Source organism: Enterococcus sp. AMC1251 (assembly GCF_058216535.1).
Map to the genome: position 1 here is coordinate 3,365,306 of NZ_CM177098.1, position 14,693 is coordinate 3,379,998.

At 31.8% G+C, this 14,693-nt stretch carries 13 protein-coding genes and 1 pseudogene; 1 reads left to right on the top strand and 13 read right to left on the bottom strand.

Features of this window, described 5'->3' with window-relative positions:
- Positions 1–448: 448 nt before the first annotated feature.
- Positions 449–1,594: an ArgE/DapE family deacylase gene (locus AC4BBR_RS15910; protein ID WP_490460446.1), complete on the bottom strand. Its 1,146-nt coding sequence runs from the start codon at positions 1,592–1,594 to the stop codon at positions 449–451.
- A gap of 190 nt (positions 1,595–1,784) precedes the next feature.
- A complete protein-coding gene (gene purR / locus AC4BBR_RS15915; protein WP_490460447.1) occupies positions 1,785–2,615 on the bottom strand; it encodes a pur operon repressor in 831 nt (276 codons plus the stop codon).
- A gap of 450 nt (positions 2,616–3,065) precedes the next feature.
- On the opposite strand from purR, the pseudogene AC4BBR_RS15920 reads away from it, so the two are divergent.
- A pseudogene (locus tag AC4BBR_RS15920) lies at positions 3,066–4,196 on the top strand (IS3 family transposase).
- Between the two features lie 666 nt (positions 4,197–4,862).
- Here the strand turns inward: AC4BBR_RS15920 and AC4BBR_RS15925 are convergent.
- The 11 genes from AC4BBR_RS15925 to AC4BBR_RS15975 all read right to left on the bottom strand — a co-directional run bounded on the left by AC4BBR_RS15925 (position 4,863) and on the right by AC4BBR_RS15975 (position 14,591).
- On the bottom strand, positions 4,863–6,143 hold the full coding sequence (locus tag AC4BBR_RS15925; RefSeq protein WP_490460448.1) for an FtsX-like permease family protein: 1,281 nt from the start codon (positions 6,141–6,143) through the stop codon (positions 4,863–4,865).
- A complete protein-coding gene (locus AC4BBR_RS15930; protein WP_490460449.1) occupies positions 6,140–6,895 on the bottom strand; it encodes an ABC transporter ATP-binding protein in 756 nt (251 codons plus the stop codon). The genes AC4BBR_RS15925 and AC4BBR_RS15930 overlap by 4 nt, the downstream gene beginning before the upstream one ends.
- A gap of 18 nt (positions 6,896–6,913) precedes the next feature.
- Complete coding sequence (locus AC4BBR_RS15935) at positions 6,914–7,699, bottom strand: ATP-binding cassette domain-containing protein (RefSeq protein WP_490460450.1); 786 nt, start codon at positions 7,697–7,699, stop codon at positions 6,914–6,916.
- 35 nt (positions 7,700–7,734) lie between these two features.
- The gene (locus tag AC4BBR_RS15940) at positions 7,735–8,580 is read right to left on the bottom strand and encodes an ABC transporter transmembrane domain-containing protein (protein WP_490460451.1); all 846 of its coding nucleotides are present in this window, start codon (positions 8,578–8,580) and stop codon (positions 7,735–7,737) included.
- A gap of 5 nt (positions 8,581–8,585) precedes the next feature.
- Positions 8,586–8,849, bottom strand: a complete 264-nt coding sequence (locus AC4BBR_RS15945) for a hypothetical protein (protein ID WP_490460452.1) — start codon at positions 8,847–8,849, stop codon at positions 8,586–8,588.
- Complete coding sequence (locus AC4BBR_RS15950) at positions 8,843–9,283, bottom strand: signal peptidase I (RefSeq protein ID WP_490460453.1); 441 nt, start codon at positions 9,281–9,283, stop codon at positions 8,843–8,845. Before AC4BBR_RS15950 ends, AC4BBR_RS15945 begins: the two co-directional genes overlap by 7 nt.
- A gap of 469 nt (positions 9,284–9,752) precedes the next feature.
- The gene (locus AC4BBR_RS15955; RefSeq protein ID WP_490460454.1) at positions 9,753–10,028 is read right to left on the bottom strand and encodes a PqqD family protein; all 276 of its coding nucleotides are present in this window, start codon (positions 10,026–10,028) and stop codon (positions 9,753–9,755) included.
- Positions 10,012–11,343: a radical SAM protein gene (locus AC4BBR_RS15960; RefSeq protein ID WP_490460455.1), complete on the bottom strand. Its 1,332-nt coding sequence runs from the start codon at positions 11,341–11,343 to the stop codon at positions 10,012–10,014. The genes AC4BBR_RS15955 and AC4BBR_RS15960 overlap by 17 nt, the downstream gene beginning before the upstream one ends.
- A 164-nt stretch (positions 11,344–11,507) precedes the next feature.
- Positions 11,508–12,467 (bottom strand): sensor histidine kinase, encoded by a 960-nt coding sequence (locus AC4BBR_RS15965; RefSeq protein ID WP_490462139.1) that lies wholly within the window; start codon positions 12,465–12,467, stop codon positions 11,508–11,510.
- A gap of 304 nt (positions 12,468–12,771) precedes the next feature.
- Positions 12,772–13,518: a LytR/AlgR family response regulator transcription factor gene (locus tag AC4BBR_RS15970; RefSeq protein WP_490460456.1), complete on the bottom strand. Its 747-nt coding sequence runs from the start codon at positions 13,516–13,518 to the stop codon at positions 12,772–12,774.
- 221 nt (positions 13,519–13,739) lie between these two features.
- On the bottom strand, positions 13,740–14,591 hold the full coding sequence (locus AC4BBR_RS15975; protein WP_490460457.1) for a helix-turn-helix domain-containing protein: 852 nt from the start codon (positions 14,589–14,591) through the stop codon (positions 13,740–13,742).
- Between the last annotated feature and the right edge of the window lie 102 nt (positions 14,592–14,693).

Consider the following 14,693-nt stretch of genomic DNA (forward strand, 5'->3'; position numbering starts at 1 on the left):
GCCTCGCCAATAATTTTTTATTGACTAACCTTATTGTATTAAAAGTAAGAACAGACTTCCAACCTTATTTTACTTACTCAATAATCTTAGTGAATGGTTATTTAACGAACACTTCATTGTATTAGTAGCTGACTAATATCATTTTTTGTGTATTGAAATTAGGTACTTAGAGCGAAAAACAAAATAGAAAGAACACTCTAGCGGATAACCATCAAAGTGCTCTAGACAAAATTTAGCTAACTACGGTTTTAGTAGGAGGTAGTCTTTTTTTGTTTTTTTACCGTTTTAGTTTTCGTATAAAGGCGTCTAGCTCCGAGAAATAAACCTTCAAAACTTAGTACTTTAGCACTTAGAATTTGATGTGTTCGAAGCGAAGCGTAGTAGCTGCTTTTTTCTCGCCGTTTATTCGGATTTTTTCTTGTTTATAAAAGTTATTCGATCTATTCTGTTACGCTAAATACGTGGTCGCGATTTCTTTATAAATATCGACCATTTCCAAATAGTTATCCACATCCACATATTCATCTACTTGGTGGGGTGTTTCATTCCCTGGTCCAAAGATGATTACTGGGAAAGCATGTTTGCCTTTGGTAAATTCAGCCGCATCTGTTGTACCAGACACCCCAACCATTGGAATATCGACATTAACTTGTTTTTTCGCTACTTGTTGAGCGATTTTTGCGATATCGGAATCTTTTTCACTTTTAACTGAAATTTTATTTGCTTCAATACTTAACGTTAAATGATACAGATCTTTTTTGTTCAGTTCATCGATCAGTTCATTCATTTTTTTAATAACAAGATCATTATCATAACCAGGAATCGTTCTGATATTCCCTTGAAGGCTCGCTTCACTTGGAATACTGTTGATTTGTTCCCCACCGGAAATCATCGTTACATTGTAGATAAAATCACCTAAGACTTCATCTGTGTGAATTTCACTGCGGAACAACTGGTTAGCTCTTGAATAAAAGTCATTCAAATGATCGATTGCATTTACACCGAGTTGTGGCATTGAGCTATGGGCATTTTTCCCTCGAGACTCTACTTTGAAATTAATCGATCCTTTGTGGGCATAAACAATACCAGCATAGCCCGATGGTTCGCCAATCACCATTGAGGTTATGTCGTCTACATAACCTTCTTTAGTTAATTGTTCTGCACCTAATTCGCCAACTTCTTCACCAACTGTTGCTAATAAACGTAAGCGGCCATTAAAGTCAGCGTTCCCGTCTTTCAACTCAATCATTGCGATTGCCATAGCAGCTAAACCACTTTTCATATCACAAGTACCTCGACCATACATTTTACCATCACGAATTTCAGGTTTGAACGGATCAGAGGTCCAATCGACAATATTACCTGCTGAAACAACATCCATATGCCCTGAAAAAGCTAAGACTTTTCCGCTATTTTTATTACCGATTTCAGCGATTAGATTATCACGATCATTGTCGTATTCTAAAAAGCTGGAGTCGATGCCATGTTTTTTGAATAGTTTACTTAAATATTGAGCGACTTCTTTTTCATTACCATTGACCGATTTGATTGCAACAATATCTTTTAAAATTTGAATTTTTTCTTGTTTTTCCATAATATTGGCCTTCTTTCATATGATTTATCCAAATTCCTATGTCTATTATGTGTAAAGAAGTTAGATAAAATTGTTTACATATTAACTATACACCTAAATTGAAAAATCGTTAAATAGAAACAGTTATTTTTAGCTCCTCAAAAAAAAATAGTGAGGTAAAACCTAGAATCAGTTTTACCTTACTATTTACCTATTGTTCATCAAAATAATTTCCAGGAACTACATTAATCGTTTTCGTACGTGTATCTACGTCTTCAACATAAAGTAATGACGTATAGTCTTCGATCGCACGTTGGCCTTTAAATTTAGACTCCGCAAACACTGTGATTCCAACAAGCTCAGCTTCAAATTCTTCTATTAAGCTCTTCATTCCGTTAACTGTGCCTCCGCCTTTCATGAAGTCATCGACAACTAAAACTCTTGAGCCACGTTTCAAACTACGTTTTGACAGCTCCATTTTTTCAATCCGCTCAGATGATCCAGAAACGTAATTTACACTAACTGTAGAACCTTCAGTGATTTTTGAATCACGACGAACGATTACAAAAGGAACATTCAAATAATAAGACACAGCTTGTGCAATCGGTACGCCTTTTGTTGCTACCGTCATAACTGCATCAATTTGTTCTCCTAAATATTTAGATGCAATAATTCTCCCAACTTGGCGCAGTAATTCTGGCTGTCCTAATAGATCAGAAAGATACACATATCCTCCTGGTAACAGACGATCTTGTTCTGATAAACGTTCGCACAAAGCTAATACTAATTCTTTTGATTCCTCGTAGGGCATTTCTGGAATAAAGCGAACACCGCCAGCTGCTCCTGGAATTGTTTCAAGTATTCCTGTACCTCGTTGTTTAAATGTTTTTTTGATAATCGCTAAATCCTCGCTTATTGATGATTTAGCTGATTTATAAAGTTGCGCAAAATGGGTCAAAGAAACCAATGCATGAGGATGATCCAATAAATATTGCGTCATATCAATCAATCGTTCGCTTCTCCGAATTTTAGAATCCGTCACTTCTTCTCCTCTTTCCTTTAAGGGTATTTTCCCTAACAAGCAGAACTCATCAGAATAAGGGATATCCCTTCTTTTTTATAGATGCGTTATTCATTATTTTTTAACAAGTAAAATAAATGATACTCTCATATGATCTATCGTTCCTATTATAAGGTGTTTCAAGAAAAAATTCGAGCATTATTTAATAAAAACGCAAAATAGTTCGCAATTTATAAAACAAAAAAGAAGTGAATCAAAAAAACTTTCGTTTTTCCTCCAAGAGAATATCATATAGATATATCTGATGACCCATAATCTTTAATTTGTTCCATTACTAAATCTACCTTCCATATTAGTTTACATGTACTTGTATTTCCCTAACTCTTGTAAAAATTCGTGATATTCTGGATAGGTTACACTTAGTTGAACAATAAAGATAAGGTGTTTATACTTAAAGTAGGAGCATATCTTATGACAACTAATAGAAAACCTAGACGCACATTCAAAGAATCTTTCAAGAAACAAATGGTTGAACTACACAAATCAGGTAAACCTAGAAAAGACATCCTCAGAGAATATGATCTAACGCCATCAACTTTTGACAAATGAGTGAAACAATACAATCAATCTGGTTCATTCAAAGAAAAAAATAATTTAACTCCTGAGGAAAAAGAATTACGTAACCTGCGCAAACAAAATAAAGAACTTATGATGGAAAATGATATTTTAAAGCAAGCTGCGCTGATATCCGGACGAAAGTAGAGGTCATTAGAAAAAATAAAAAGAAATACAGCATATCAGCGATGTGTTTAAAATTAGGTATTTCTCGTGGATCTTATTACTATGAAGTCAAAAGAAAAGAATCAGAAGCTATTCTAGAAGAAGCTGTCATTGACTCTTTCACTAGTAGCAGGAACTCCTACGGAGCAAGAAGAATTAAAGACGATTTGAAGGATTTAGGGTTAACCGTATCGAGAAGAAAAATTAGACGAATAATGTTGAAATTCAATTTTGTCTCGAGTTATACCACATTGAAGTTTAAACCATTAGCAGCCAGTAAAAATGAACAAAAAATTGAGAATGTTTTGTCACGTCAATTTGATAGAAATCAACCTATGGAAGCATTAGTCACCGACTTGCCCTACGTTAAAGTAGGGGCGAAATGGCATTATGTTTGTTTTATTTCTCGATTTATTCAATCGAGAAATAGTTGGCTATTCAAGTGGACCTAATAAATCAGTCGACCTTATTTTACAAGCTCTAGGAACGCTAAATCAACTGTTAGACACTGTTCACCTCTTTCACACAGACAGAGGAAAAGAATTTGACAATCAAAGTATTGATGAACTACTGGATGTATTTCAAATCAAACGCTCTTTATCACGCCCTAGCTGTCCCTATGATAACGCAGTGGCGGAGTCGACTTACCGAACGTTTAAAATAGAGTTTATTTATCAACAATCTTTTGACTCGTTATTTGAACTACAGTACGAGTTAATGGACTATGTCAATTGGTGGAACCATTTTAGAAAACACGGCAAACTAGGCTACCAATTCCCAATTAATTACCGCTTAGACTGGGAAATGAAACAAGCTGTTTAGTAGAAAATATAATAACGATTTAAAGGGAATAGAGACCTTATAATTTTTGTACAGAAAAGTGTTGCCAATTCATTCCTGCTTTTTCTATCCATATATTTTAAGTTCTTTATAATATTCAAATCCCCTCAATTTTACTATTAATGCACTGACAAAGTTAAGATAAGTAAAAAAGTACCAGTGAACCAATTCTATAAACCTTATAAAATATCCATTCACAAACTCATTCCCCATAAAAATAGTTTATATGCCTGTACCAAGTCTTTCCTCGTAAATGGATAATACATAACTAACAAAAAGCTTTCATTATGATTTTCTCTGTTAGTTTTCAAAATTTATGTAACAACGTTCAATGAAAGTAATAGTAGAACTCTGGTAGGCTTACAACAAAAATAGAAGCTTAAGAAAATAGTAACTGGATATTCTTCTGCTAATATCTATTATATCTTTACTTAAAGGTGGAAGGAACACCTACTTCTTACATAAAATAAGCGCCTGAAAAGATACAGATGAACAAAAATAGACTATTTATAAATTAAAAAGTATAGCAAAGTTCAGTTTATAACTGTTTTGCCATACTTACCTTTTCAATTCTATTAAAATCTTAGAACTTCCTTTCCATAATTTAAAAGCTGAAAAATTCTTATTTCAGAATATTATAAACCAATACTAGAACATATCAATCTGTTTTAAACTTGTAAAATAACTCAATGCAAAATACAAACTAGAAAGTATAAAAAAAAGAAGAAAATATATCGGAATCATCAACATTACCATAGGATTCAAATAATTTGCAACAAAGCTATAGACTGGACAGCCCACTAATAAAAACACAAATAGAAATCCTAAAATAGGCACTAAAAAATTGATTAATACCTGATATTTTACCATTCCTTTCAAGCTAAACATAGTTCCTCCAAGTGAGTGTATCAGTTTCTTTTGCTTTTCAATATCAACTAAATCAAAGGAAATCTTAATATGGAACACGACAAATACAATCACCAAAAATAAAATAGCTAAAAATAATTGTGTATTTCCCATATAAAAATCAATTTCTCTGTCTATTATGACGTTTGGGGAATTGAGAAAAATCCCTCCCACCAAATAAGTTACAAATGATACTAAAAAACATAGCATAGTAATGGTATAAACAATAACGTTTTGCTGCGCTCTAGATAATAAGTTGCATAACACAATCGTTCGATTCCTTCTAAATAGCACAGAAGATTTTTTCATTCTCAAAACATGCATCTCATTGATGACATTTTTAAATAACTGGTATGAAAAAAAGATAATATTCAATGCTATAGTTCCCACTACAATAAAATGCTTCAAATTCATTAGTTGTATTATCAAAATAAATAATGATCCCATCAACAAAAGTCGGTTTTTCTGTATTTCTTTCTTTGTCGGAAATTTTTCATATTTATTGTGAAAAGTCATTAATTGAATTAATTGCAGGTTACGTATTTTGAAATATATCATCCCTACACCAAAAACATAAATGAGTAAATAGCTACCAATTGTTAAAATTATACTCAACATAGAAGCCGATGAGACAAATCCAACATAGGCACTTAAAAAATGTAAGACACCCCCTCCGACTAAAATACCTAAAAAAAGTGAACTAAAGCATAATATAGAATTTGTGATCCAAAAAAGTTGAAAAATATCCTTTTTTCTTAACCCCACTAATAAATAGTTAGCTAGTTCTTTTCCATTACACTGTAGCCAGTATCTAGTGAAAAATGCATTTAAAATGCCTCCAATAAATACAATCATCATCGGAGCAGAATTCGACGATTGCAATCCCTTTTCCGCTACATTAGTTATGTCGACATTAATTGAAAAAGCAATTTGGATTAGTATCACGACAATCAGTAATGTAACAATATAGATGATGTTTGTAGCATCCTTCAAATGTCTTGTCACCGTTCGATATATTTTCATTCTTCTTCCTCCCTAAAAGGAGAAACTGTTGCTAGGATTTCATTATAAAAATGCTTCCGCGTTCTTTCATCTCGCTCAAGAATCTTGTCAAGATGCCCATCTTCCAATATCAGCACGCGATCACAATAACTTGCTACTGCTGCATCGTGAGTGACCATAAAAATAGTTTTATTGAAGGATTTAGACATTTCCACAAACTTAGTAAGTAGAACGTTAGCAGTCTTTGAATCTAATGCTCCTGTAGGCTCATCAGCAAAAATCAAAGAGGATTTCTTAATAAGTGCTCGTGCACAAGCACAACGCTGTCGCTCTCCACCGGATAGTTCATAGGGGAGCTTATTTAAACTATCATCAATTCCAAGTACCTTACAGATAGCAGTTACTTCTTTTTCTATTTCTTTCATATTCTGTTTTTTTACCATTAATGAAAGAGTAATATTTTCAAAGACGGTCATAGTGTCAATCAGATTATAGTCTTGAAAAATAAAAGATAGTTCTTTTTCCCTAAGCAATGCAAGTTCATTATCTCTTAAGCCCACTATCTGTGTATCATTCAGCCAAATCTCTCCTTTATCAGGTTTATCAATGGTTGATAAAACATTAAGTAATGTCGTCTTTCCTGAACCAGATGCGCCCATCAAGCCTACAAATTCTCCACGTTTCAGTGTAAAAGATATCTGATCCAATATGGATCGCTTTAAGTTATTTTGACTATACGATTTACTGAGCTCTACTGCTCTCAAAATTCCCATAAACCTCACTCTTTTCTGCTAGTGATTTTGTAAATAAAACAAACTATAAAAATATCCTTTCTTTTCAATTAATGCTTCAAATGTTCCGATTTCCTCGATACTTCCTTTATTAAAAACAATAATCTGATCGTATCTTTTTAATATTTTTTTATCCATTCTATGCGTAACTGCAACAAGCGTATTTTGTAGTGAAAGAAGCATCTCTTCAATTTCACTTGCTGTAGTATTATCTAAATTACTAGTCCCCTCATCTAACAATAGAATTTCACTCTTGCTAATCAATGCACGGGCTAAAGAAATACGCTGCTTCTCTCCACCTGAAAGCTGAACTCCGTTTTCTCCAACTGAATCTTGAAAATCTAAACCTGTCTCTTCAAGCTTTGACATTAACATTACTTTTTTAACTTCTTCATCGTTATAATCTCGATAAAACGTTATGTTGTCCATAAGACTAGTATCAAAAAGCACTGGATTTTGATTAACAATTTGTACAACCTTCCGAATATCCTCAAACCTTATCCTCTTAAACTCTTGGTTATCAATTGTGAGTATTCCCTGATACGTATTTATCAAGCCAGATAGTAGTTTTAGTAACGTACTTTTTCCTGAGCCACTTTTTCCAACAATAGCATATTTTTTCCCTTTTTCTATCCTTAAATTAATATCTTGAATTCCCTTATTTCCATTGTAACTAAAGCTTACATTCTCCATAATAATTGCCGTATTAAATTTATTAATTGTCGTATCTCTTTCATTTTCTGAGGTTGGAGAAGTCAACTCAAATTTACTAGCTATTCCTTTCATTGCTTTAATTTTAAACGCTTGCTGAAGACCGTTTACTAGAGGATTAACCAGTCCATGCTAAGATTAACACAAGCTATTAAAGTCCCAATTGAAATATAGCTGTTTAGAGAAAGAAAAAGACCGGATATAATTACTGAAAAGAAAATGATGTAGCCCAAAAGAACACTAATTCCACCAACTATCCCTAATGAAAAATTGTATTTGAATCTGGCTTTTTCAACAGAAATATTACTCATATTATAGTTTTCCATCATTCTTTTATGAACATTATAAGCTTGAATCAGATCTATTCCAGAAAACATATCTTTTGTTAGCTTTGTTAACTGCTCCTGTGAGTCAGCGTAAGCTGTTTTCAACTGATTCCCCCAATTAGAAAGTTCGCTAGGAATGAGAAGTGCTACTAGTGTTGCTCCACTTGCAATCCCTCCAATAATCGGATTCATTATAAATAATGCAATTGTAGAAAAAACAAAATTGACAATCATCTCTGTTAAAATTAACCAACTTTTCAAATAATCTTCTTCTAAATCGTTTATATTATTTGTTAATAAAGAGAGGTAAGAAGACATATTGGTATTTGCTAAATCTGTCATAGATCTTTTGAGGATGTTATCTACAGTTTTGGACTTCACTGATATTAAAATACTTTTAGAGATTTTTGCTGCTAAATAACTATATAAAACCTGCATAAAAATAAAAATACAGATAAACAACACCAAAAAGCAACAACTTCGGATGATTTGCTGTTTATCTACATTTGAAAAAGAATCAATCAATCCTCTTAATATAAAGGCCAAATAAATATTTAACAGGCCTTTCATAATAATTACAACAAACGTAAAGAGATAAAGTACCTTTAATCGTAGTATTTCCTTTTTCATCATACTCATTCAACAGATACCAGTATTCCTAATAAAACAAATGCTGTTTCTTCTGCATTGAATAAAAAATTAGATATTCTACCTCCAATTCGAAATGAACTATAGAAGTCTTCAAACATTAGGAATCCCTCTCTTTCAGTATTGCTTACTCTTGCATTTATATGTATGGCAATTTCTTCTGGCTGATATTTTTCTAGTAAATCAAAACAAGTCTGTACATCCGTCTCAACTCCTGGCATTATTACAACATTCTTTTTATTTTTTAACATCTTATTTTTTCTATACTAATGTTATACATGCGGTATTGATCAGTGATACTTTCTGAAAGAACCTCATTTCCCCAAACAACTATAGTTAACCCACTAAACTTGCTATAATTGAAAGGCAACGAAAAATTTTGAGTGCCTTGCCTCATCTGCTTCATTTTTCCTATCACTTGCTCTAGCTTTATATAATGATCTGAATATGGATGATTATCGCCTTTAGTTACAATAAATGAATCGTTTAACTCAATAATTCGATGAAGGATCATATTCTTCCCCTCTTCAAATAAGATGATTTCACCAATAGCCAAATCATCAGCTGGAACGATTGTTATCTGCTCACCTTCTTTAATTGTGGGAAACATCGAATGACCAGTACATTGTATTTTATAATATCCTGTTTTCTTTAAAATATTTTTTAATAAAGCTGTATTTTTCATGATTCCTCCAATATATTCATTTAGGGACTACTATGCACAATAGTCCCTAAAAAAGCTGTATTACTATACGCCTGCTCCCCAAATAATACAGAAGCACAAAAGCTCAGCAGTATTTTTTAATTGCTCCATCTTAGGTTTTTGATATTTCATTGTATCCCTCCTTTCCTCATTTTGATTAAAATCCTACGCCAATTAAAAAACACACACAGTTAGATTTTAATTCAGCAGTCACATTAATTGTTTTTAATACTGGTTTTTCATACATTAAAATTCCTCCTTTCTTTAGACACCTGCTCCAATAATTACACATAAGCAAAACATATCTGCGTGCACAGAAACTTCCACCATGCTAGGTACAACATATTTTTTCATCTTAGAATCTCCTTTCTTCATTAATTATTGCTTATTTTAAATAGAGATCTTGAATTCCTATTTAAAATAAAAACAACAATAGTAGTGTCCTACCAATCTATAATGTATAAACAAAACTATTGTTGATTAACGACGTCACAAAACTCTTTACATCCTTAAGTACCATATCTGCATCAATTTCATTTGCAGAAAATACTCCAACTATATTTTCTACAATTTGCTCAATAGTTGTTTCTGTTTCCAAGCTATCCATAATGACTTTCGATGTTTCATTGAGTTCAAATATTTTCCCTTCTTCTGGAATAACTAAATAATTTTTTTTAGAATCCTCATCAAAATAATTGATTACCTCTGAATTAAGAATAAGCTTCATTTTTAGTCACCTCGATTTTTTCTTTTGTTACTGGATTATAACCATTCTCCATCATTACAACACTGTCTATTTCATCCCTAATTAAACTGCATAGATGAGGTGCAGACTCCGTTAGTGAGTTCGTATATGCTGAATGGGCACTACGACAACCTCCACCACAAATGAATTTATAGGAGCATTTACTACAACCAGAAATATTCTTAACGCTTGTTTTTTCTTTCAATTTATTTGCAGTAGCTGTTGTTAATATATTTTTCAATTGCTCATTATTAAGGTTGCCTAGTAAATTTTCATCTGTTACCAATAATCGACATGGATAAACATCTCCATTATCTTTGATAAAAACTTCTGTTCTTGCTGCTCCACAAACAGTCTTAATCTGTCTCTTCTGTAAATTGGGTTTCACCAGTTGAGTAAAATTGGTTTTCTGTGTCTTGCATAAGTGATTATAATAACGTTCGCGATATTCCTTCACTTCAATAGGAGAACACTCAATACAACTATCCGCACCACGTCCTAGTGAAACATGCGTTGTCATATTATGATCATGAACATCAAGCTCTTTCTCTACAAATTCCATAATCTCAGTAATATACGCTTGATTAAATTTGGAAACAACCGTTGTTACAGTTACATCAATCTCTTCACCTCTAAGTAATTTTATTGCTCTTACGACTGCATTAAAGCTTCCTTTCCCTCTAGTTTCATCGTGAATTTCACTATTATGCCCATCTAAGCTAATCGTTACTTTTTCAAAGATATGAAATCTATCCACATTCTTCCGATTGATATACATTCCATTTGTCAACAGAGATGGCTTTACACCCATTTTTTGGTAAACATACTCTGCTAAATCTAAAGTATCATTTCTCAATAAGGGTTCTCCCCCTGTAAAAATGATTCGTCTAAGAGTAGGATACTTCATAATTTCATCAAGGTTTTTCATTGATTGTTCTTTGCTATACTTTAAATCACAAGGCTTTACTGCTTCCGCATAACAATAAACACATTTTAAATTACATCCATCCGTTGGCTCATAATAAACAGTTAGAGGATAGAGCTTTTCTTCTTCTGATAATGAGGGTTCTAACGTTTCGTCGTCAAAAAGAATAATGCCATTGACTAGTAGCTTTAATGTTAAATCACGAATTTCTTTATCATTTCTATTAATCTGCAAATCCTTCATTTCTTTTAATAGCTTAAATTCTTCCAAACTTAATTTACACCAATCAACAGTAAAAGGATTGAACACAATTACGGCATCTTTCACAGGATAAAATTTTAATTTGTCTTTTTGAACCACTAAATTTTTCATAGCAAACGCCTCTTTTCTTTGCCTTTATATGTATTCCAATTCTACTTTCTATTTTTATGTATTTTAAAATAATGTATTATATTGCTATCTTTTTTGTATTATTCTGTCTTAAATAAAAAACTGTCTAGCCTATTCAGCTAAACAGTTTTACGCAAGTCCTTCATTTAATTTGTAGGGTATAGGATGACTAAAGACTCAAATTTCCCTTTATTGTAGTCAAAAGAATAGTATCCATCACATTTACGTACATTTTCTTTTATACTATTAATTCCCATACCAAATTGATTTTCTCTTTTTTCAGATAAAATCAACTCTTTTGCTTCATTTATTTCCACAAAATTTGAAGTATTTTCAACTATTATTATTAATTTAGTTCCATCATACTTAATATTAATCTTGATTAACCTTTTCGTAACTTCCTTTAATCGGAGTACAGCTTCAATAGCATTATCTACTAAATTTCCTAATATAACTGATAATACAACGGAATCATCAAATTTCAAATCATAAGGTACATCAACTATTATAGTTTTAGTAATATTATGTTTCTCCATTTCTTTCACTTTACTTGCCAATATCGCATCTATAGCAATACAGCCCGAATAAGTATCTCCGATAAAATTTGAATTAGACAGTAAATCATTTAACGTTTCTTTAGCTTTAGATAACTGATTTTTTTCAAGACAATATCTCAAATGAATTAATACATTTTTTAAATCATGCTTAGTTTTTAAAACCTCTTCATTGTCATCCAAAACCTTTTGATAATATTCATTTTGTGTTTCCATGAGCCACATTTTTTGGATAAAATACTTTTTTTTCATAGCATCATTGTAAATAATCATCACACAAATATTCACTAAGAGGATAAAAAAACAAAAAAGATATTTACTTCTATCAGAGATATTGATAATATTTTCCAACACCATCAATGAAGTTAACGTTATTAAGCACATCACAAAAATTTCTTTTCTTTTTAAAGAGTTATGATCTGTTTTGAAAAAAATAAAAACTTTTGTTAAAACAATCACAAGAATTAATGATACTGTGTGTATGATGAATAGAAAAAATAAGGTCACATAATTATTAAGAAATGATGATGCACTTACATCCTTAATAATCATCACTGTTAGTAACTCAAAAATTGAAACCATTGTACAAAAAAAGATCACATGATAGAATTTTTGTACATAATAGCCATGGAAAGAATAATTGATGCATAGGAATAAAAGGAATATCATCATAAGTGTTTTCAAGACATGATTACTTGTATTCAAAAAAATTTTCGAACTCAGTAAAAAAAGGAACAAGCATAACATAAATTTTTTGGTATCAATTCGAAGACTTAAAAATCCTTTAAAATACAGTAACAGTGAAAAAAATTGAAGGATAAAGGAGATCATCAAAAGAAAAGATTCAGGTACAACATTATTCAAAATTGTGCACCCCCGATTTCCTTTTCGTGAATTTGCGATATGCTTTTGTGACCCATTTCTTTTGACCTCGGCTGACTGTTACTATTTGCTTGTTTTCTAAGTAAATTTCACTTGATACAATTTTAGCAATGTAATTCATATTTATTAATGTTCCTGAATTAACTTTGACAAAGGATAATGGATTGAATACATTCTCTAACTCTTTAATTTTGCCATAAAATGATAATGCTCTTGAATCCGTCTTTATTTTTAGTTCAATCATTCGATTTTTTTTACTTTCCATACTAATTATTTCATCACATTTTACCTGATAGTTTATACCTAGATAAGAAAAGAAAAAAAATTGATCACTTTTTAATATATCTTCGATAGCTTTCAGCATTACCCTTTCAATTTGCTCTTTCTTTAATGGTTTCAATAAATATCTGTACGGTCTAACTTCAAAACTTTCTATAGAATATTTCTCGTACGCAGTAACATAAATAATAAATGCTTTTTGATCAAACTTTCTAATCATTTTAGCTGTTTCAATTCCATTTAACTTTGGCATCTCAATATCCAAAAAAATAATTTGATAGTTTACTTCATTTTTCTCCATTAAACTAACTAACGATTGACCAGATTCAAAAACATCAAATTCTACATCAGTCACGCCATTACTTGTAACGGACTCAATAAGAATTTCCTCGAGTAATGAACTAGTTGATTTTTCATCATCACAAATGGCTACTCTAAGCATAAGAATCCTCCTTACTCTACTCATATCACTTAAAGTGATACAAGTAATCAACGCTTTTGATGTAATTATACCACTATACTTTCTTTATTTTCAGATATTTCTGAAAATAAAGAAAGTATAGATGTAACACTAGTTAAAATTCTTACCTACATGAATTACTCATTCTCGATGAATAAGATTCACAAGTCATTTATTGGGTAATTCTATTAAATGTTCCTTCCCTATTTTTCAAACCAGTCATAATAATCATCATTCGTTTTCTCAGCATATATCTTTAACAGCTCAGGACGTAATAATTGAAAAGTATGAATCAACTCTTCACCACCAAAGTAGCTTGAAAAATGTTTACCTGTCAATTCCTTAGATAACCTAGAAATCATCCCCTTTGTCTCATCATCATCTGAAAGAATATTAATCAATCTACCAACCAGGTAGGTATCATCAAAAGAAAGTCTCTTCTCTTTTAAAGCTTCATAACTGCTTCTTATCGTATTGGTGATCTTTTCTATATCGCCATAATCAAACTCCTTGTTTATTTCATAATATCCCATTACTTCTGAGCTAACAAAAATACTTACATCATTCATTTCATTCTCTTCCAACGCAGTATGCTTCTTAAGGTAGCTCAGCGCCAACGTTTGAACCTGTTCCCTTAATAAATTAAAATGGATGTCAGCATAACAATCATCTATAAATTCTTCTACTGGATAGCCAAACTCTGTTTCCCAACCTATATTTTTGAACTCTCCTGTTAAAAATTCTTCCTTTATTTTTAACGGAACATCAGAATGAGCCTTCAATAGCGTTTCTTGCCCTCTCAGCAACAGATATTCTTTAATGTACTCTTCAATTTCTCCAAAATAAAACCAGCCAACCCCTTTGCCACTAAGTTCTGAAACCTTCTTAATGACTTCTAGTGGTGCCAAAGAATAGCCTCTAACATAAGAATTAATCGTTGGCTTAATTAACCCTAAACGATTGCCATACTCACTAAAAGAAAGTCCTAAATTATCCTTCACTTCCCGTAAACGACTACCCACTTGCTCTTTATTCGGTTTTAACAGTCCAAACATGCTTCATTCCTCCTGTATTGTTTCTTCTTTGCTCTGATTGTCTCATAATTGATTATAGCACATCGTGTACATTTTCGTATATAAAAATATCAAAAAAGCATT